This is a genomic window from Enterobacter sp. CP102 (genome assembly GCF_025152625.1).
Classification (GTDB): Bacteria; Pseudomonadota; Gammaproteobacteria; order Enterobacterales; family Enterobacteriaceae; genus Enterobacter; species Enterobacter soli.
Window position 1 is genome coordinate 4,514,279 of the sequence record NZ_CP104014.1, and the last position, 20,939, is coordinate 4,535,217.

General features: G+C 54.5%; 13 protein-coding genes and 2 rRNA genes. 3 read left to right on the forward strand and 12 right to left on the reverse strand.

Annotation, left to right across the window (positions count from 1 at the left end; translation table 11 throughout):
• Entirely contained in the window at window positions 1-189 is a 189-nt protein-coding gene (gene bcsR, locus N1249_RS21350; protein WP_014072225.1) for a cellulose biosynthesis protein BcsR, read from the reverse strand.
• 172 nt (window positions 190-361) lie between these two features.
• Between bcsR and bcsE the strand changes: the two genes are divergently transcribed.
• The 3 genes from bcsE to bcsG are packed head-to-tail and all read left to right on the forward strand — an operon-like array spanning window position 362 to window position 3,787.
• Complete coding sequence (bcsE, locus tag N1249_RS21355) at window positions 362-1,924, forward strand: cellulose biosynthesis c-di-GMP-binding protein BcsE (protein ID WP_259833242.1); 1,563 nt, start codon at window positions 362-364, stop codon at window positions 1,922-1,924.
• Window positions 1,921-2,115 (forward strand): cellulose biosynthesis protein BcsF, encoded by a 195-nt coding sequence (gene bcsF, locus N1249_RS21360; protein ID WP_259833243.1) that lies wholly within the window; start codon window positions 1,921-1,923, stop codon window positions 2,113-2,115. Before bcsE ends, bcsF begins: the two co-directional genes overlap by 4 nt.
• Window positions 2,108-3,787, forward strand: a complete 1,680-nt coding sequence (gene bcsG / locus N1249_RS21365) for a cellulose biosynthesis protein BcsG (protein WP_259833245.1) — start codon at window positions 2,108-2,110, stop codon at window positions 3,785-3,787. Before bcsF ends, bcsG begins: the two co-directional genes overlap by 8 nt.
• Window positions 3,788-3,836: 49 nt before the next feature.
• Here bcsG and N1249_RS21370 read toward each other — a convergent pair whose 3' ends face one another.
• From N1249_RS21370 to N1249_RS21420, 11 genes are all read right to left on the reverse strand, one after another.
• Window positions 3,837-4,829, reverse strand: coding sequence for a glycosyl hydrolase family 8 (locus tag N1249_RS21370; protein WP_259833247.1), 993 nt, complete (start codon window positions 4,827-4,829; stop codon window positions 3,837-3,839).
• A gap of 7 nt (window positions 4,830-4,836) precedes the next feature.
• Window positions 4,837-5,319 carry a cellulose biosynthesis protein BcsD gene (gene bcsD, locus N1249_RS21375; protein WP_259833248.1) on the reverse strand — a complete coding sequence of 161 codons (483 nt, stop codon included), beginning with the start codon at window positions 5,317-5,319 and terminating at the stop codon, window positions 4,837-4,839.
• Window positions 5,316-9,341 carry a cellulose biosynthesis protein BcsC gene (locus N1249_RS21380; RefSeq protein ID WP_259833250.1) on the reverse strand — a complete coding sequence of 1,342 codons (4,026 nt, stop codon included), beginning with the start codon at window positions 9,339-9,341 and terminating at the stop codon, window positions 5,316-5,318. The genes bcsD and N1249_RS21380 overlap by 4 nt, the downstream gene beginning before the upstream one ends.
• Window positions 9,338-11,617: a cellulose biosynthesis cyclic di-GMP-binding regulatory protein BcsB gene (gene bcsB / locus N1249_RS21385; protein WP_259833252.1), complete on the reverse strand. Its 2,280-nt coding sequence runs from the start codon at window positions 11,615-11,617 to the stop codon at window positions 9,338-9,340. The genes N1249_RS21380 and bcsB overlap by 4 nt, the downstream gene beginning before the upstream one ends.
• A complete protein-coding gene (gene bcsA, locus N1249_RS21390; protein ID WP_259833254.1) occupies window positions 11,614-13,719 on the reverse strand; it encodes a UDP-forming cellulose synthase catalytic subunit in 2,106 nt (701 codons plus the stop codon). Before bcsA ends, bcsB begins: the two co-directional genes overlap by 4 nt.
• An 18-nt stretch (window positions 13,720-13,737) precedes the next feature.
• Entirely contained in the window at window positions 13,738-14,541 is an 804-nt protein-coding gene (gene bcsQ / locus N1249_RS21395; RefSeq protein ID WP_014072234.1) for a cellulose biosynthesis protein BcsQ, read from the reverse strand.
• On the reverse strand, window positions 14,532-15,038 hold the full coding sequence (gene bcsO, locus N1249_RS21400; protein WP_259833263.1) for a cellulose biosynthesis protein BcsO: 507 nt from the start codon (window positions 15,036-15,038) through the stop codon (window positions 14,532-14,534). Before bcsO ends, bcsQ begins: the two co-directional genes overlap by 10 nt.
• Window positions 15,039-15,557: 519 nt before the next feature.
• Window positions 15,558-16,520, reverse strand: a complete 963-nt coding sequence (birA, locus tag N1249_RS21405; RefSeq protein WP_259833265.1) for a bifunctional biotin--[acetyl-CoA-carboxylase] ligase/biotin operon repressor BirA — start codon at window positions 16,518-16,520, stop codon at window positions 15,558-15,560.
• Entirely contained in the window at window positions 16,517-17,545 is a 1,029-nt protein-coding gene (gene murB, locus N1249_RS21410) for a UDP-N-acetylmuramate dehydrogenase (RefSeq protein WP_259833266.1), read from the reverse strand. The genes birA and murB overlap by 4 nt, the downstream gene beginning before the upstream one ends.
• Before the next feature lie 134 nt (window positions 17,546-17,679).
• Window positions 17,680-17,795, reverse strand: a 5S ribosomal RNA gene (gene rrf / locus N1249_RS21415).
• A 72-nt stretch (window positions 17,796-17,867) separates the two neighbouring features.
• A 23S ribosomal RNA gene (locus N1249_RS21420) occupies window positions 17,868-20,772 on the reverse strand.
• Between the last annotated feature and the right edge of the window lie 167 nt (window positions 20,773-20,939).

Below are 20,939 nucleotides of genomic sequence, written 5' to 3' on the forward strand. Positions count from 1 at the left end.
TTATTGTTGTTGGGCAAATTCAGCCAATAAAGGCCAGCGTTTAATAGCCGCCGCCAACTGTTCCCGCTGGGAAATATCGGTGTAATCAATTTCAGGCAATGAAAACGCCTGGGTCAGGGCCAGAAAATCGTTTTGGAATGTGTACCCCAGACTCGAGTCGACGGGTGTTCCGGGTTCGTTATTATGCATTTTTATCTCATCCCATTGAGTAAAATCTTGCGATTTGATGTATCGAGGCATCCTGCCAGGAATTTTCGTTTACATGCTAAATCTGATGTTCTTTAATTTCAATGTTAGGTTTATTTCTACGCTTTCGCTAGTAAACTGAGATACAGATAAATTAGATGAAAAGAGGGACACCGTGGACTCCATATTTTCTATTGGCATCCAGTCATTATGGGACGAATTGCGCCACATGCCAGTCGGAGGAGTGTGGTGGATTAATACGGATCGCAATGAGGACGCTGTAAGCCTGGTGAATCAAACCATCGCCGCGCAAACGAAGGATGCGCGCGTCGCCGTCATCACCATGGGCGAAGACCCGAAGAAAATCATCAGGCTTGAGGATGACCGTGGGCCACAAACGGTACAATTATTTTCCATGTCAACCGAGGCAGATAGTCTATACTTTTTGACCCGCGATATTCAGTGCACTATTGATCCCGATCACTATTTAGTGATGCTTAAATGTGCAAAAAATACCCTGCAAAATATACCGACCGAAAAACTTCTGCACTGGCTCGAAAAAATCAACAAATGGGCGAAAAATCAAAACTGCACGGTATTGGTCATTAACCCTGGCAGTAATAATGACAAGCTGTTCTCGCTTTTAATGGGGGAATATCGTTCTCTTTTCGGTCTTGCAAGTATTCGTGACCAGACCGACAGTTTTCTTTACGATATTGCTTTCTGGTGTAATGAAAAAGGCGTAAGTGCGCGACAACAACTTGATCTCAAACTTATCGAAGGCAATTGGCATGTCGCGCAACAAGAAGAAACCGTGGTGCAACCGCGTAGCGATGAAAAACGCATTCTCAGCCAGATTGCGGTATTAGAAGGCGCACCGGCCCTTTCTGAAAATTGGTCACTGTTTGAAACAAACGAAGCGCTATTTAATGAAGCCCGTACTACTCAGGCCGCCACTATTGTTTTCTCTTTGATGCAAAATAACCAAATCGAAACGCTGGCGAGACAGATCCATACCTTACGCCGCCAGCGCGGCAGCGCGTTAAAAATCGTGGTTCGCGAAAATAACACCAGCCTGCGCGCAACGGATGAACGCTTGTTGCTGGGCTGCGGTGCGAACATGGTCGTTCCCTGGAATGCCCCGCTTTCACGCTGCCTGACGCTGATTGAGAGCATTCAGGGCCAGCAGTTTAATCGCCACGTGCCGGAAGACATCTCCACGCTGTTGTCCATGACCCAGCCGATGAAACTGCGCGGCTATCAAAAATGGGACACCTTCTGTGATGCCGTAAGCAACATGATGAACAACACGCTGCTTCCGGCAGACGGAAAAGGGGTGATGGTTGCCCTGCGTCCTGTACCGGGTATTCGCGTTGAGCAGGCGCTCACGCTGTGCCGCCCGAACCGTTCCGGGGATATCATGACGATTGGCGACAACCGTCTGGTGCTGTTTTTATCTTTCTGTAGGGTGAACGATCTCGACACCGCCCTGAACCATATTTTCCCGTTGCCAACGGGGGACATCTTCTCTAACCGCATGATCTGGTTCGAAGACAGCCTGATCAGCGCCGAGCTGGTGCAAATGCGAACCCTGACACCTGAGCAGTGGGTAAAACCGTTGCCGATGACGGCCGACACCAAACCCATTCTCAATGCCAAACATGACGGACATGTCTGGCGTCGGGTGCCTGAACCACTTCGCTTGTTATCCGGGAATGAGGAGCGCGCATCATCATGAATATCAGCGATATTATTCAACTGGTCGTACTCTGTGCGCTCATTTTTTTCCCGCTCGGCTACTATGCACGCCATTCGATGGGCCGTATTCGTAATACCGCCAGGGTGTTGTTTGTAAAACCTCGCTACGTTAAACCAGCCGGAACACTGACACGGGCTCCGCACGTCAAGGCAAACCGAAAACATGACTAACTCTACCTACACCCATTCGGCGCCATCGCCGCTCTGGCAATACTGGCGCGGCCTTTCCGGCTGGAACTTCTATTTTCTGGTGAAGTTTGGTCTGCTGTGGGCAGGCTACCTGAATTTCCACCCCCTGCTTAACCTGGTGTTTATGGCCTTCCTGTTGATGCCAATCCCTAACATCAGATTGCACCGTTTACGCCACTTGATTGCGATTCCAGTCGGCTTTGCACTGTTCTGGCATGACACCTGGCTACCAGGCCCGGATAGCATTATGAGTCAGGGCTCGCAGGTGGCGGGCTTTAGCGCTGACTACATTCTCGATCTGACCGAGCGGTTTATTAACTGGCAGATGATTGGGGCAGTCTTTGTGCTGCTGGTTGCCTGGCTGTTCCTCTCTCAGTGGGTGCGCGTAACGGTGTTTGTGGTGGCCATCCTGATATGGCTTAACGTACTGACCCTGTCGGGGCCAGGCTTCTCTTTATGGCCGGCAGGCCAGCCGACCACGACGGTCACCACCACCGGTGGCACCGCCGCCGCAACGGTAGCCACCGCAGGGGATAACCCGGTCGTTGGGGATATTCCAACGCAGACATCACCACCGACCTCCACTAACCTGAATGCCTGGCTTTCAAGCTTCTATACCGCAGAAGACAAACGCCAGACCAAATTCCCGGATGCACTACCTGCGGACGCTCAGCCGTTCGAGCTGCTGGTGATTAACATCTGTTCCCTGTCGTGGGCCGATGTGGATGCAGCCGGTTTAAGCTCGCACCCGCTGTGGTCGCACTTTGATATTCAGTTTAAAGATTTCAACTCGGCCACCTCTTACAGCGGCCCGGCGGCGATTCGTCTGCTGCGCGCCAGCTGTGGTCAGTCATCGCATAAAAATCTCTATCAGCCCGCGGGTAACCAGTGTTATCTGTTTGATAACCTGGCGAAACTGGGCTTTACGCAGCACCTGATGCTGGGCCATAACGGCCAGTTCGGTAACTTCCTGAAAGAAGTGCGTGAAGAAGGCGGAATGCAAGCCCCACTGATGGATCAGACCGGCCTGCCGGTATCGCTGCTGGGCTTTGACGGCTCACCGGTTTATGACGATACCGCCGTGCTCCAGCGCTGGCTGCAAACCATTGAGAAAGATGCCAACCCACGCAGCGCCACGTTCTATAACACGCTGCCGCTGCATGACGGTAACCACTTCCCGGGCGTCAGCAAAACGGCTGATTACAAAGTTCGTGCGCAGAAGCTGTTTGATGAACTGGATGCGTTCTTTACCGAGCTGGAAAAATCGGGCCGCAAAGTGATGGTTGTGGTGGTGCCGGAACACGGTGGTGCGCTGAAAGGTGACAGAATGCAGGTGTCTGGCCTGCGTGATATCCCAAGCCCGTCCATTACCAACGTACCTGCCGGGATTAAATTCTTTGGTATGAAGGCTCCGCATCAGGGTGCGCCAATTGAGATCACCCAGCCAAGCAGCTATCTGGCGATCTCTGAACTGGTGGCTCGTGCGGTAGACGGTAAGCTGTTTGTGGAAGATAGCGTGAACTGGAACCAGCTCACCAGCGGCCTGCCGCAGACTGCTGAGGTATCGGAGAATGCCAACGCTGTTGTTATCCAGTACCAGAACAAACCGTACGTTCGTCTGAATGGCGGCGACTGGGTACCTTATCCGCAGTAATCAAGATTCCCTCTCCCCACAAAGGAGAGGGAACCCTCCGGTGCCAACATTATTGCCCTGCGAGCCACACCAGCATTTTGAGGCTCGCGGAGTAATAATCATCTTTGCTGGTGATTTCCGGTTCGCCAGGTGCCTGCCCCATCGTTAAATCACGCACTGCCAGCAACCCACCTTCCATCATGTACGGCGCGTACTCATTGGTTGTGACATTCACCCACGCCGGAGTTTGCTCGCGGCTGAACTTCCCAAACCAGCTGCGCCACGGCGTCAGTAACGCGCTTTGTTTATCAAACCAGGCGATATAAAGCGGAATACGAATAGCGTCGTAGCTCATCCGCGGAGCCCAGGCTTTAGCCGGAACCAGCTTGCCGCCCGCTTCCAGAGACTCCCAGTCTGCTGGCAGATTAGCTTTACCCGACCCCATTTTCCCAAGCAGTCGCTGTCCGTCCTGAATCAGCTCCCGCCAGACCTGCAAATGGCTGCGATCGGCAAACGCCTGCCAGGCGGGGAACACGAAGTAAGAAGGGTTAAGCACCACTTCACTGTTCAGGTTAAATCCCTGAACGCCTGGCAGCATTACCCGGTATCCCGCATAGCGGATCACATTGTGCGCAATCAGCGCTTTGGTGATGCTATCCGATGCCGTGCTGTAGCGTTTGTCAGGCCAGCGGGTGTCGGCTTTCAGCAACGCCCACGCGATCAGGACATCGCCGTCCGATGCATTGTTTTTATCGGCGACCGGGTTGGCTTCCACCGGGTTATACCGCCAGTAAAACAGCCCATTGTCTTTGTTTTTCAGCGTGCTGTCTGTCCACTGCCAGAGCTTATCGAAAGTGGCTTTATCGTCGTTTGCCACGGCCATCAGCATGGCAAAACCTTGCCCTTCCGTATGAGAAACATTGCCATTGCCGGTATCAACAATCCGGCCATCCGGCATAAAGAATCGCGCCTTATACTGCTCCCAGGCCTGGCCGGCATGGGAGAACGGAGAAACCAACACACTCATCATGACCACCAGCGCGGCACATGCGGGCTTTCGCATAATTATCTCATTGTGGATTGTGATAGCGGAACTGAACGTCCGAAATGGAAAAGAGACGATCGCGACTCACTGTCACGTGCGCTTTTCCGCCCTGCCCCTGCATCCAGTGGGCATATAATCCCTCCAGTATTGCACAGAAGGCATGACACCAGCGGTTTTGCTGTTCCACAATCCGGCTCACCGGCAGCCCCTGATGGCGAAGGGTCAGATCGGTATCGCGGGTAGCGATATCCACACAACCCCAGCCAAAACGGGCCAGTTGCATGTTGATATTCGCCTCCAGCTCGCCCACGGTTTCCGAGGGCTGAAGCGGGAACTGCTCCGCCAGTGCGTGCCCCATCTGGCGCAGGAACGGCTGGCTTTCATGTTCACCGACGTTACTCACCATGCCTTCGACCATCAGGGCCAGTAAATCAAACCAGCCTTCTGGCGTTTGCTGTCCGCGAAACCAGCTCATCAGCGCAGGATTGTCCATATTCTGTGTCATCACTTATCTCCCAGCATGTAGCGGAAATAGAGCCCCGCCGTACTTTCGTTATAGCTGCCAAAGGTGTCATATCCGACGTTGCCGCCAATGGTCATATCTTTGTTAACGTTGTAATCCACCCCAGCGCGAACCGTGTAGCCAATCCCGTTTTCCGAGCTGCTCTTATAGCGGGCCTCTTTGGCGAAACCACTGGCAACCGCCCCTTCGAGCAGATCCTGCCAGGCGTCTTTCGTCGGGAAGTAGTCGCTGCTGTCCTGGCTATACGATTGATACCCCACGGAGCCACCCAGTTTCAGCTTCCAGTTATCGATTTTCTGGGTGTAATCCACCGGCAACGCCACGCTGACGTAGTTTTGCGGGCTGAAGTAACCGCCCTGGCCGAAGGTGAACTGGCTCAGGTTTTTCGAGAAATCCATCCAGCTCATGCTCAGCCCGGCCTGTACCTGACGGAGATCGTCATGATATGGCCGTAAATAGACCCCGGCACCGGCGTTCACGCTGGTGTTGCTCGCCACATTCTCGCCAAGATAGCTGTAGCCACCGCCGCCAACGTAGAACCCGGCATCGCCATCGTCATAGCTGAGCTGCAGATTGCCGCCGTTTTTAGTGACACGCCCCCAGCTCTTGCCGGAGTACTTGTCTTCCAGGCCAACATAAGAGAGCAGGCTGTCGGTCACGGCGCGACGTTCACCAGTCAGGATAAGCGAGAGGTAATTGGTGAGTTTCGGTGACCATTTCACCCCGCCGACCAGCGTACTCAGGTCCTGGCCTAGCGGCGTACTGCCGATATCCATGCGGTAATCCTTACCGCTCAGCGCCATGCTCAGTTCGACGCCGTTCGCTTTTTGCGAATCGGTCGACACATCGCCTGGCTGGCTGACGTTTGGCTTGCGGCTGGAGGCTTCAAGGTACTCACCCACAGCCCCACCGTCGTAAGCGCCAAGCTTCGCCAGATTGAGCTGCCCGTCGGTGCTGGTCAGGTTAAAGTCGCTCGCATTAAGCGTGCCGAGAGAGTCAATCGTCGCCATTTCAGGATGGCTGGCGAGATACGTTGCCCTGTCGGTATCACTCATCGCCGCCAGGGATTTCTGCTCGTTGGTGACGGTCGAAATCACGTTCGAAGCCGCATTAGCCAGCGGGTTTGAGCCAAAGCGGCGCCATGCATCACCGCTGGCGCTACCAGAGCTGAGCGTGACCGGGGTTGCGGTAAATTCAAAGCGCGACTCGCCAAACGGCGAGCTGGACCAGGTAAGCGGCGCTTTCGCTTCCGTCAGCTTGCTGGTTCCCGATTCACCGTCACGACCACGAATTTGTACGCCGCCCTGCAACCAGGTGCCGGTTTGATCCTGCATCTGTAGCATCATGTCATCCACCTGACGTAAGGTACGGCTCTGAACCGTCTCTTGCGGCAGGTCTGTCCGGGTGGTGCCTGGCAGCGTAGACCCCGGCTCGCGTGCGGTTTGCGCCAGTTGCCACGGCAGCGCGCTTTCGCTGGACACTGTTGCCCCCACCGCCTGAGTGGTACGGCTGGTGCTGACAAAGGGGTTGTCTGCCAGCAGCAGGCCACCCATCGTCGGCGTGGCGGCGCTGTTGGTGGACTCCAGTCCCACCAGCTTGCCGCGTGCGCTACGCAGATAGGTCATCGCCTGCTGGTGATTACCCTGCGCCTCTTCCAGACGCGCCAGTAACAGCAAACGCTGCGGCGAGTTGTTGGTTTGCAGTCCATTTGCCAGCTGCTTCGCCTTCACGACATTGTCTTGTGCCAGCGCAACATCGATTGCACCCACGCGCGCATCCTGATCCGGCGTATCGCGCGTCATCAGGTAGTCATAAACCACACCCGCTTCATTGTTCATTTTGCCGGTCTGGTAAAGACGCGCCATCGCAAACATCAGATCGGTATTCTGCGGATCGCTTTGCAGCGCGCGGATCAGTTTGTCGTAGGCTGCCGCGTAGTTACCCTGTTCGCGAAGCTGATCCGCTTCGTTGATCACATAGCCATTACGCACACCTGCCAGCTGGGTTGGCGTACTGCGTGAGAGCAGTTCCGGGTTGGCCAGGAAACGCTGAGCTTCGCCGTTCAGCCCGGCCTGGTTCAGTACGGCAACCTGATCGGCGTAGTCGCCGGCATTGCCTTTCACCCCGTCGTTCATGTTGTTGCGAACTATCGCTACCGCACCCGTGAGGTCGCCGCTTTGCGCCAACATTCTGGCCAGCTTGCCTGCATCTGCCGGGCTTTCCGGTGGACGCGATGACAACGTTTTCAGCGTGTTAGCCGCCGCAACCCCATTGCCCTGCGCCAGATAGCGCTCAGCGGTAGCCATTTGCAGGTTGTAATTCACCCGCTGCGAGAGCTCACGCATTTGCGGTGTCTGGCTGGCGGGAGAAACCCGTGACAACAAGGTTTGCGCCTGTTGCCAGGCATCGTTTTCGCTGGCAAACAGAGCGGATGCATACAGCGCACTGGCTCCGGCTCCCGGGCGTGACACAGGTTGCATCACCGACGCCGCTTCACCATCCGCACCCGATTTTTGCAGCAGACGCGCCAGATCAAGACGCAACCACGGATCGTCCGGCAAACGGGTAACGCCCTGACGCAGGATCGCGATCGCCTGTTGCGTATTCCCGCTATCGACAGCCTGTTGCGCCTGACGACGAACAGGATCCCCCGGTAAACCGGTCACCACGCGCGGCTGAAGCTTCGCCTGAAGCGAGGCCGGTAAGGTGCGTAATATGGCCTGCGCGTCATCCGTCTTGTTTTGCTCTTTCAGGACGTAATAGAGGTTTTCGCGCGCCGCGCCGTTTTGCGGCTGGTTGTTCACCATTTCACGCAGGATCTGTTCCGCCTGCGGGTAGTCTTTGTTATGCCGCAGCACATCGGCACGGAACAGTCTGGCAGCCGTCCCCCGTTCACCTGTCTGCTGGGCCAGAGGTGCCGAGAGCGCAAGCGCCTGGCTGATATTGCCCTCTTTCAGCGCCTGCTGAGCCTGGGCAAGCTGGCCGTAAAATGCCGCATCATCCGCCTGAGCTTGTCGCTGTGCAGAGGCGTCACCGCCCTGACTTGCCGCACGCCCCAGATACTGCGCCGCTGCCTGATAATCTCCTTTGCGCTGTGCGATATACCCCATTCCGGCCAGGGCATCGGCATCCTGCGGGTTGGTTTGCAGCACCTGCTCAAACTGGCGCTTTGCGGCATCGGTATTGCCGCTATTCAGGGCGGTAAACCCTTCCCCTTTTGCTGCGCCACCCACGTTTTTACGGTAGTACGCCTGCACTTCGCTGTCCTGCGGATGGCGTTGCAACCAGGTATCATAGAACTGTTCGTCACCCGGTTTTGGCCCCAGCCATAACAGCGCCTGACGCAGCCCGGCATCGGCATCTTTGCTGCCGCTGGCCATCTCCTGTAACTGCATCATCCCGTCACGGCGCGTCTCTTCCCGCCAGGTGAGCATTTTCCCCAGCGCCACACGCGCCGCGTTATCCTGCGGGTTCTGTGCCGAGAAGCGCTGTAGTTCTGCCAGCGCCTGAGGATAGAGCGCCTTGTCGCTGCCCATCGTCTGATAATATTCCGGCGCGAGGCTTGCCGGCGGGGTATCACCATTAAACAGCGTTTTCCAGGTGTCGAGTGCCGCGGGAATATTGCCGCTACGCGCCTGCTGACGCGCCAGAGTTAACGTCCCCTGCGGCACCTGAGTCATCTGCCTGGCGTTGTCCAGCGCCTGTAATCCGGCATCGCCCGGCGAGACTTTTGCCAGCCGTGCGCGCCACTGGGCCGCGGTTTGTAAATCGCCGTTTTGCTGCGCCCACAATGCCATCAGATAGAGGGCCTGAGTGTTGTTGGCATCCACCATCAACACTTTTTTCAGCGACTCACTGGCCAGGTCGTCATGGGATTTTTCATGCCAGTAATTTGCCTGGTCGAACAGCGCTTTCAACGCCGCATCATTTTGCGCAGCAAATGCCGTGGTACCAAACGTCAGCACACCGGAAAGGCAGATAGCCGATTTAATTGTTATTTTTTTCACTTTCCTGTCTCCGGGTTCAGGCGCTTATGCGCACGCTTTTTCAGGAAGGCATAAAGCGCCAGCCCGGTCAGCGAACTGATAATCAGCCCAAGAATGGCCAGCAGCGCCGAATGCTGGTTGGCATACCAGACAATCATCATTTGTATCGGCATTTGCCCGCTCGGGAACTGCGACCCGACGCGGAAACTGCGCACACCGTTTTCGTTGGTGATAATCGCCGCATCGCCACGAATACCGGCGTTGATACGTGCTGAGGTTAAATCCTCATGCAGGCGTGAAAGCTGATCGTCATTGCTGCCCAGCGCCATCACCACCAGCCGGTCGCTGTTCCACGGCGAGCGGAAGCTCACAAACCCGCGCCAGGCTTCGTTGGAAGAGAAGTAGCGGTCAGCGTCTACGCCATCGGATGTCCAGTCCCCGGCGAGCCAGCGTTGCAGCCTCTGCCAGGTTGTCGGCTCGCGCACGCCCAGGGTGTTGTCGTGTGAGGTAAACGGCGAACTGCTGAGCAGCGCCTGGTTGAAGTCATGCTGAGCCATCCCGCTAACGGCAAGCACATCGCGGGTACGCAGCAGCTCCAGGTTGCCGCCAGCCGTAGGCACGCCCATCACCACGCGGTTGTTGTACAGCGCAGCACCGGTGGCGTTCCCGGAGCGTGCCGCCATGTCCAGCAGCGTCGCGACCTGGGTATCCGTCGGGTGTTCCGGCAACAGCAACACCGTTTCCGAGTAATCCGCCATACGGGTGAACGGGAACGACGCACCAACAAAGTAAGAGAGGTTTGGCATCAGCGCGAAGTGACGCGTATGGCTCAGATCTATCCACGAATCCTCATCAATACGGCTCTTGATGTTGTTGTTCAGCAGCACGCTGCACGGCGCGTTCTCTTTTGCCGTAATGTTGAAATAGAGCGAAAGCTGGTTGTCGCCGTAAATCATGTACGGCTCCAGCGGCATATCGAATTTCTCCTGCCGCGCATCGCCGCCCACCTTGTGCCAGAGGGTTTCCAGCGCACCTTGCTTGTTCACCGGCAGGTTATGCAGGAAGGTGTCGTTGAGCGTCATGCTGAGCCAGGACTTGTTTTCGTCTATCCAGTTTTCGGTCGGGAAACGGTAGCCAATGTGCAGCGGGATTGTTTCGCCATCCCACAGGAACAGATCCGGAGCTGCACGGAAGGCCACGCGCAGCGGCGGATGCCAGATCCCGGTGACGGTCAGGCTTTGATCTTTACGGATCAACTCTGAAAGCTTCACCGGACGATCCGTTGGGATCCAGCGCGGAGCATCATAAGGTTTGCTGACCGGGATCTTTTGCACCGGCAGCGAGAGGCTGGCAGTTTGCAGCGCAAAGTTACCGCGTGTCAGCCGCCAGGCCGCCGTGCGCAGCGCCGCTTCATCCTTACCCACAACCAGCAGCAGCTTATAAACCGGGTTTGCCGGATTATCGACGATTTGCACCATCGGCTGAGTAGTTTGCGGCAAGGTTATTCCGCCAATCTTCTCGCCAGGATGGCCAATCAGAATGCCGTTTTTCTCGGGCAGCGTGTCATTCAGCGCGGCAAAAGAGACACCGCGATAATCTGCCTGAATTCCCAGCCAGGAAGAGATCAGTGCCGCCGCGCTGAGCGTATCGCTGCCAAGACTTGCCCCAAATGCAAAGGCGATGGTGGCGGGCGTCATCTGCATACTGTCAAAGAACGGACGCGGGAAGTGGCTTAAATCCGCGCCAATATCCAGCTGCTGCCCTTCCAGTTCAAAACGGGAATCAGGCAGAACCGTCACGCGATATTTATCCGTCAGGTCACGCTGGCACTGCATCGCATCGCCGTCGTTAATCTTAAAGCTCAGGCTGTTGCTGGAGACCAGCAGCGCAGAGGGGATATCCAGCTGGAATCGTGATACATCGCTCTCTTCCGCGCCCAGCGGCACTGTGCCAAGCGGCTGCCCGTTAAGCATCAGCTGCATAGTGGCATTGCGCGTGGCCATCGCCGGAGAAACTTTAAGATTGAGTAAGAGCTGGGCGTTAGTGACGACCTGATCGACCGGCAGGGTAAAACGCGTACCGCCCTGCAACTGGCCGCCGCTCAGCACAATCCCCTGCGGTTGCCCCATTTGCGCCACGCTGATGGTGTTCACCGAAGTGGGGGCAAAGGATGCGGCAGGCGCGGCGGGTGCGGGCATTTCAACCGGCAATAACGACGCTACTGTGGTTTCCTCACTGTGCAGCGGCAGCGCAAACAACGACGCCGCCAGCAGGGTGAGTCTTGTCAGACGTTTCATGTGTTGCCATCCTCCTGAACCTGCACTTTTACCTGCGCGCGGCGATTTGTGCGGCGGGTTTTCCAGGTCATCCAGAACAGATCGAACACACAGCGGACAATGGTCGCCAGCGAGCGGAATGGATTGTCCTGCGGTTTTGGCGGCTGGATCCACGCATCGGCGCGCGCCAGCACCACACGCACCAGTTCGCGGCGTCGTGACAGCGGAATATCGACGAACATCAGGCGGATATAGCGTTCATCCGTCGTGACCACTTTCACCGGAATGCTGATCGCCCCTGATTGCAGCAGCAGCTCAATTTCTTCAATCTCATCGGTCAGATGACGATCGTCTGGGAGCTCAATACGGCAGCCACCCATTGACAGATCGGCTGTCTGGCTACGGGAAGAGATACCGCTGGCGTAGTGGATAAGTACCGGAATGGTGACATCAATACGAATCGTTTTGCGTGTCTGACGCGTTTCACGCGCCACCGCAATGGCGGCCAGCAGGAAGATCAGGCTGTAGAGTCCCCAGCCCACGTTAAGTGCGATAACGCGCGGGTCAACACCGTAGTAGTCATGCGCGAAGGCGCGGACAATCCCCGCAATCACGCCGATACCCAACAGAATGGCAATCACCAGATGCGGGCGAACGACCCGGAAATCAAAATAGCCGACGTCCAGCAGAGCACCCTTGTCGGTCACGTTAAACTTGCCGCGTTTCGGGAAGAACATGGTGACAACCGTTGGCAGCACCAGATGGAACGCCAGCACCAGATCGTAAATTTCACCCCAGAAGCTGTAACGGTAGCGCCCGTTCATGCGCGAGTTGATGTATATCGCCAGGAACAGATGCGGCAATGCGTAGGCAAAGACCAGGCTCGCCGAAGAGTGAATGATATTGAGGTTGAACAGCAGATACGCCAGCGGCGCGGTTAAAAACGCGATGCGCGGTAAGGCAAACTGGTAATAGAGCATCGCACTCAGGTAACACAGACGCTGCTGTATCGTCAGACCACGGCCGAACAACGGGTTATCCAGACGAAAAATCTGCGTCATCCCGCGTGCCCAGCGGGTACGTTGGATCACATGCAATACCAGACGCTCGGTGGCAAGACCGGCAGCCAGCGGAATATCCAGGAACGCCGATTTCCAGCCCAGACGCTGCATCTTCAGCGCGGTATGGGCATCTTCGGTGACGGTTTCCACAGCAAAACCGCCGATCTCTTCCAGTGCGCTACGGCGAATAACCGCACAAGAGCCGCAGAAGAAAGTCGCGTTCCAGTTATCGTTACCCTGCTGGATAGGGCCATAGAACAGCGTGCCTTCGTTCGGGATATTGCGCCCGACAGAGAGGTTACGTTCAAACGGGTCTGGCGAGTAGAAGTAATGAGGCGTCTGTACCAGCGCCAGTTTTGGATCTTTAAGAAACCCACCGACCGTGGCTTGCAGGAAGATGCGCGTGGCGACGTGGTCGCAGTCGAATACGGTTATCAGCTCTCCCTGGGTCAGCTTCATCGCATGGTTGAGGTTGCCCGCCTTGGCATGGGAGTTATCGTTACGCGTGATGTAACCCACGCCAACATCCGCCGCAAACACCGCAAACTCCCGGCGTTTCCCGTCATCAAGCAGATAGATCTTCATTTTGTCGCGCGGATAATCGATACACTGCGCCGCCAGCACGGTGTCGCGCACCACATCCAGCGATTCATTGTAGGTAGGAATATAGACATCAACCGTTGGCCACAACGACATGTCATCCGGCAAAGGCACAATTTCGCGTTTCAGCGGCCAGATAGTCTGCAAATAATTCAGCAGTAACAATACCCAGACGTAGACCTCTGCCAGAAATAACCCCATGCCAAGGATGGTTTCAATCTCTGAATTAAAATGCAGCGTTTGCGTCAGGCGAAAATACATATAGCGGGTGGACATCAATAATGACATCACCACCATAATCACTGAAATGCTTCGCTTTTTACTGAATCCCATTAAAAACAGCAGGCCGATGCTGATCAGGCCAAATATATACTGCTTTTGGCTATCCATCGGGGTAATGACAACCAGCAAGGCGACAGGAACCATTGCCAGTACCAGCAAAATTAAGAGTAACTTTTTCATAGGAAACCCTGCGTGGAATTAGAACCCCGACATACGCGGAAGGGTATGAACCGTACCATCGCCTACTTTCACCCCAAGGATGCCTGCGACTTTTTTGGCAATAAGCTCAATATCGAAAGCCGCTGCGGATGCCGGGCTAAAATCAAAAACGGATTGCTGGGAGGCGTTAGCTTCACCCACGCTTTCATCCCGGTGAACGACGCCAAGCAGTTTTTCGCCCAGCTTGTTCTCGACAAAGGCCGTCACATCGCGGCTGATTTGGCGGCGGTTATCGCTCTGGTTAAGCACGAAGTAATGGCCTGCTTTCTGATTGAGTACCCCGCCGGTCAGGCGCTGGTTTTCAATCTGCGGCAGCAACGATAACGACGCCGTATCGGCCAGTAACGTCACCAGATGGAGATCGGCCAGGCGGGACATCGCTTTCAGCGCAGGCGTTGGGCCAGGAGGAAAATCAGCGATGATAATCAGCCCTGGGTAGTTCAACAGCGTACTCAGCCCACGGGTCAGGAAGTGCTCGTCATGCGTAAGGCGCTCTTCAAATGCCAGACGCTGCGGCTCGGTCGCATCGCCATAAGGCAGGACAAAGATGTTACCCCCTGCGGTCAGCACAAACTGGCTCCAGTCCGAAGATTCAGCCGCCCTGGCAACGTAGCCACGGCTATCGGAAAGGGGAACCCCAAAGTGCAGGCGTAGTGCGTTTTGCACATCAAAATCCAGAGCCAGAACTTTGCTCCCCGCGCGTGCGAGTGCATACGCCAGATTGGCGGTCATGGTGGTTTTACCCACGCCACCTTTCGGTGAACAAACGCAAACTAACGGCATGTGGCAATCCTTTCCAGCAGTGAATTTAATGGCTGGTTTTTCTCAGCCGCAGGGGCAGGTTTTGTGGTCGCAGGGGCAAACAGACGAGTAAAGTCCACAGGCCCTTGTTCCGGTTCAGTGACGGGATGTGATACCTGAACCCGGGCAGGTGTAGGTGTCGGTACGGCAGATGCCTGCCGGGATGTTGACGCCAGTTGCTCATCCACCCCTTGCAGGATCGAGGACACCGGCACGGGTGCAGGCTCGACGACCAGAGCCTGTGGCACTGGAGTGAGTTCGCTCACCGCAAATGTCTCTTCCGTGACCGGCTGAGGAGCTGACAGTGAAACATGTCCGCCAACGGCAAGTGAATTAACTTCAGTGGCAGGAAGAAGCTGGTTGATAATCGCCCAGTTTCCCTGTTCCTGCGCATGGCTCTGAGCTGAGAAATCCTTAAAATCAAGCGCCTGGCTACGCGTTTTATCCTTAAATCGCTGCAAATCATCATAATGATTCATAGTTATACTCATGATTTACAAAACAATAATGCACCTGCCACGGTTTGACTTCAGTGGTCATGTACGATCAATGGATGTATTTATTCAGGTGTAGGTGCACAGTAACGTTACGGTTATACCGTACGCATATTATTGGCGTGTATAAATTACGGCTTTACTTCCACGCGGCTTATTATCGGCAATAGCATTAACAGCAACAGTGCACATGCTATCTGTTTTTTAAGGTAAAAAATACGGAGTGGTTTTGACTTCATATTGCCGTCAGGATGGAGCTTACAATCAAATAGATACCATTAAGCAGCGAATTAAATCAATAAAAAGAGATATAATGGCATTAAAATCCAATTAAGATGATTCTTAGTTTAATAAATTGTTACCCAGAGAAATATTTAGAAATACTTTTTCAGCGTTAGTTTTTAATAATTTAGCTTAACTCTTTCTTCTGACTGAAATTATCTCCTGCCTACTATTTTCTGGAGGGGGAGAGGCGATAAAAAGGGAGCCAGCGGCTCCCGGGTTTTATTCGGCGCTGCGTAGCGAGATTTCCCCACCAACCCAGGGCTTAATCATGCCATCCTGCTCAAGAAGCAATGCGCCCTGCGCATCAATTCCGCGAGAGATACCGTAGATCTCCTTCTCGCCAATCAGCAGTTTTACCGGTCGGTTGATAAAGTTATCCAGTTTTTCCCAGCGAGAGAGGAACGGTGCCAGCCCTTCCTGCTCAAACAGCGATAACGAGTCGCGAAGCTCTTTAATCAGCCTTACCGCAAGCGTGTTGCGATCGATGGTGATCCCCGCTTCCTGAAGGTTCGTCCAGGCCTGGTTCACCACATCGGTCTGCACATTACGCATCACCAGGTTTACTCCCGCGCCAATTACGATCTGTGCAGCATCGCCGGTTTTACCCGTTAATTCGACCAAAATCCCGGCGAGTTTACGATCTTCAAGATAGAGATCGTTTGGCCATTTAACCCGGACTTTATCCGCGCCCAGATCATGCAGAACTTCGGCCATCACGATCCCGATGACCAGACTCAGGCCAATCGCAGCGGCGGGCCCCTGCTCAAGACGCCAGTACATAGAGAGATACAGGTTGGCCCCAAAGGGTGAGAACCACTTACGGCCACGGCGGCCACGACCAGCCTGCTGATATTCCGCTACGCAGGCATCACCCGACTGTAACTCGCCCAGGCGATCCAGAAGATACTGGTTGGTAGAGTCGATGACGGGCAGCACGGCAACCTTTCCATGCTCAATCTGGCTGCCGATCAGCTCTTCATTCAGGAGTTGAATAGGCTCCGGCAGGCTGTAGCCTTTTCCCGGAACCGTAAAGACATCAACACCCCAGTCGCGGAGAGTCTGAATGTGCTTGTTGATAGCAGCACGGCTCATCCCCAGGCGCTCACCCAGCTGCTCGCCAGAATGAAATTCACCATCTGCCAGGATGCCGATCAGGGTTAATGGGATGGTATTGTCCTTCACGCAATGGCCTCCACGGCATTCACTTCACCGGAGCGGCCAATGAAGCGGACTTCTGGTTCGAGCCAGACGTTGAATTTTTCACCTACACACTGACGTACATGGTGTGCCAGCTGCACAACATCGCTGCCGGTCGCATTGCCCTGGTTAATCAGAACCAGTGCCTGCTGGCGATGCACTGCGGCACCACCCACCGTGGTACCTTTTAACTGGCACTGATCGATGAGCCAGCCCGCAGCCAGCTTAACGCTACCATCTACCTGCGGATAATGTGGTGCCGTTGGCCAGCCCGCGAGAAACGCTTTTGCATTTTCGCCGCTGATTACCGGGTTTTTGAAGAAACTACCCGCGTTTCCGTTCACTTTTGGATCGGGAAGTTTGGTCATTCGCATGTGGCAAACAGACTCAAACACCTCACGTGCGGTGACAGTGGCCGGGTCAAGACGCGTTAAATCGCCATAGGTCAGAATCGGGGTCCAGCTTTTCGCCAGGCGCAGGCCAACGGCCACAATCACATAGCGATCCTGGTATTCATGCTTGAATATACTGTCGCGATAACCAAAACGACACTGTTCAGCGGTCAAACGCAGAGCGTTCCCTGTTGCCAGCTCGATGCAGTCGACATATTCACAAACATGTTTAAGTTCAATGCCATAGGCACCGATGTTTTGAATGGGTGAGGATCCAGCGCAGCCCGGTATCAACGCAAGGTTTTCCAGGCCTGGCATCCCTTTTTCCAGGGTGTATTGCACCAGATGATGCCAGTTTTCTCCGGCACCTACGTGCAGATGCCAGCTATCGGTGCTTTCTTCGACATCAATACCCATGATGCGGTTGACGATCACGGTGCCCGCAAAATCGTCGAGAAACAGGACATTACTTCCTTCGCCCAGAATCAGTACAGGTTCACTGTTTTCTGTTGCGTTTTGCCATGCAGCCAGCAGTTGCTGGGCATTTGCGGCACGTACAATTTCGTTAGCATTCCGCTGAATACCAAAGGTATTCCAGGGCTTAAGGGAGTGATTCATAGACGCTATCCTGATGCAAAAACCGGGATAGTTTACCGTATATAGGGAAGGATGGGTGATTAGTTTATGGATGCCGGGAAGGGATAAAAACGCAAAAAGGCCATCCTTTCGGATGGCCTCTCTACTTATTTGATGCCTGGCAGTTCCCTACTCTCACATGGGGAGACCCCACACTACCATCGGCGCTACGGCGTTTCACTTCTGAGTTCGGCATGGGGTCAGGTGGGACCACCGCGCTAAAGCCGCCAGGCAAATTCTGTTAAATCTGTATCAAAGCTGAAAATCTTCTGTCTCTCGTCCGCCGAAACAGCTTCGGCGTTGTAAGGTTAAGCCTCACGGTTCATTAGTATCGGTTAGCTCAACGTATCGCTACGCTTACACACCCGACCTATCAACGTCGTCGTCTTCAACGTTCCTTCAGGACCCTTAAAGGGTCAGGGAGAACTCATCTCGGGGCAAGTTTCGTGCTTAGATGCTTTCAGCACTTATCTTTTCCGCATTTAGCTACCGGGCAATGCCATTGGCATGACAACCCGAACACCAGTGATGCGTCCACTCCGGTCCTCTCGTACTAGGAGCAGCCCCCCTCAATTCTCCAGCGCCCACGGCAGATAGGGACCGAACTGTCTCACGACGTTCTAAACCCAGCTCGCGTACCACTTTAAACGGCGAACAGCCGTACCCTTGGGACCTACTTCAGCCCCAGGATGTGATGAGCCGACATCGAGGTGCCAAACACCGCCGTCGATATGAACTCTTGGGCGGTATCAGCCTGTTATCCCCGGAGTACCTTTTATCCGTTGAGCGATGGCCCTTCCATTCAGAACCACCGGATCACTATGACCTGCTTTCGCACCTGCTCGAGCCGTCACTCTCGCAGTCAAGCTAGCTTATGCCATTGCACTAACCTCCTGATGTCCGACCAGGATTAGCTAACCTTCGTGCTCCTCCGTTACTCTTTGGGAGGAGACCGCCCCAGTCAAACTACCCACCAGACACTGTCCGCAACCCGGATTACGGGTCTACGTTAGAACACCAGCCATTAAAGGGTGGTATTTCAAGGATGGCTCCATGCAGACTGGCGTCCACACTTCAAAGCCTCCCACCTATCCTACACATCAAGGACCAGTGTTCAGTGTCAAGCTATAGTAAAGGTTCACGGGGTCTTTCCGTCTTGCCGCGGGTACACTGCATCTTCACAGCGAGTTCAATTTCACTGAGTCTCGGGTGGAGACAGCCTGGCCATCATTACGCCATTCGTGCAGGTCGGAACTTACCCGACAAGGAATTTCGCTACCTTAGGACCGTTATAGTTACGGCCGCCGTTTACCGGGGCTTCGATCAAGAGCTTCGCGTTGCCGCTAACCCCATCAATTAACCTTCCGGCACCGGGCAGGCGTCACACCGTATACGTCCACTTTCGTGTTTGCACAGTGCTGTGTTTTTAATAAACAGTTGCAGCCAGCTGGTATCTTCGACTGATTTCAGCTCCACCCGCAGGGGCTTCACCTACATATCAGCGTGCCTTCTCCCGAAGTTACGGCACCATTTTGCCTAGTTCCTTCACCCGAGTTCTCTCAAGCGCCTTGGTATTCTCTACCTGACCACCTGTGTCGGTTTGGGGTACGATTTGATGTTACCTGATGCTTAGAGGCTTTTCCTGGAAGCAGGGCATTTGTTACTTCAGCACCGTAGTGCCTCGTCATCACACCTCAGCGTTAAAAAGAGTCCGGATTTACCTAAACTCTCCGCCTACATGCTTAAACCGGGACAACCGTCGCCCGGCTAACATAGCCTTCTCCGTCCCCCCTTCGCAGTAACACCAAGTACAGGAATATTAACCTGTTTCCCATCGACTACGCCTTTCGGCCTCGCCTTAGGGGTCGACTCACCCTGCCCCGATTAACGTTGGACAGGAACCCTTGGTCTTCCGGCGTGCGGGCTTTTCACCCGCATTATCGTTACTTATGTCAGCATTCGCACTTCTGATACCTCCAGCAACCCTCACAGGCCACCTTCAACGGCTTACAGAACGCTCCCCTACCCAACAACACATAGTGTCGCTGCCGCAGCTTCGGTGCATGGTTTAGCCCCGTTACATCTTCCGCGCAGGCCGACTCGACCAGTGAGCTATTACGCTTTCTTTAAATGATGGCTGCTTCTAAGCCAACATCCTGGCTGTCTGTGCCTTCCCACATCGTTTCCCACTTAACCATGACTTTGGGACCTTAGCTGGCGGTCTGGGTTGTTTCCCTCTTCACGACGGACGTTAGCACCCGCCGTGTGTCTCCCGTGATAACATTCTTCGGTATTCGTAGTTTGCATCGGGTTGGTAAGCCGGGATGGCCCCCTAGCCGAAACAGTGCTCTACCCCCGAAGATGAGTTCACGAGGCGCTACCTAAATAGCTTTCGGGGAGAACCAGCTATCTCCCGGTTTGATTGGCCTTTCACCCCCAGCCACAAGTCATCCGCTAATTTTTCAACATTAGTCGGTTCGGTCCTCCAGTTAGTGTTACCCAACCTTCAACCTGCCCATGGCTAGATCACCGGGTTTCGGGTCTATACCCTGCAACTTAACGCCCAGTTAAGACTCGGTTTCCCTTCGGCTCCCCTATACGGTTAACCTTGCTACAGAATATAAGTCGCTGACCCATTATACAAAAGGTACGCAGTCACACCACGAAGGTGCTCCCACTGCTTGTACGTACACGGTTTCAGGTTCTTTTTCACTCCCCTCGCCGGGGTTCTTTTCGCCTTTCCCTCACGGTACTGGTTCACTATCGGTCAGTCAGGAGTATTTAGCCTTGGAGGATGGTCCCCCCATATTCAGACAGGATACCACGTGTCCCGCCCTACTCTTCGAGTTCACAGCAAGTGTGCTTTCGTGTACGGGGCTATCACCCTGTATCGCCGGACTTTCCAGACCGTTCCACTAACACACAAGCTGATTCAGACTCTGGGCTGCTCCCCGTTCGCTCGCCGCTACTGGGGGAATCTCGGTTGATTTCTTTTCCTCGGGGTACTTAGATGTTTCAGTTCCCCCGGTTCGCCTCGTTAACCTATGTATTCAGTTAACGATAGTGTGTCGGAACACACTGGGTTTCCCCATTCGGACATCGCCGGGTCAAAGGTTCATATCACCTCGCCGGCGCTTTTCGCAGATTAGCACGTCCTTCATCGCCTCTGACTGCCAGGGCATCCACCGTGTACGCTTAGTCGCTTAACCTCACAACCCGAAGATGTTTCTTTCGATTCATCATCAAATTGCGAAAATTTGAGAGACTCGAACACACCATTAAGATGTGTCGTTTCAATTTTCAGCTTGATCCAGATTTTTAAAGAGCAAAACTTCGCAGTGAACCTTTTCAGGTACACTCTGAAGTTTTCTTGTTT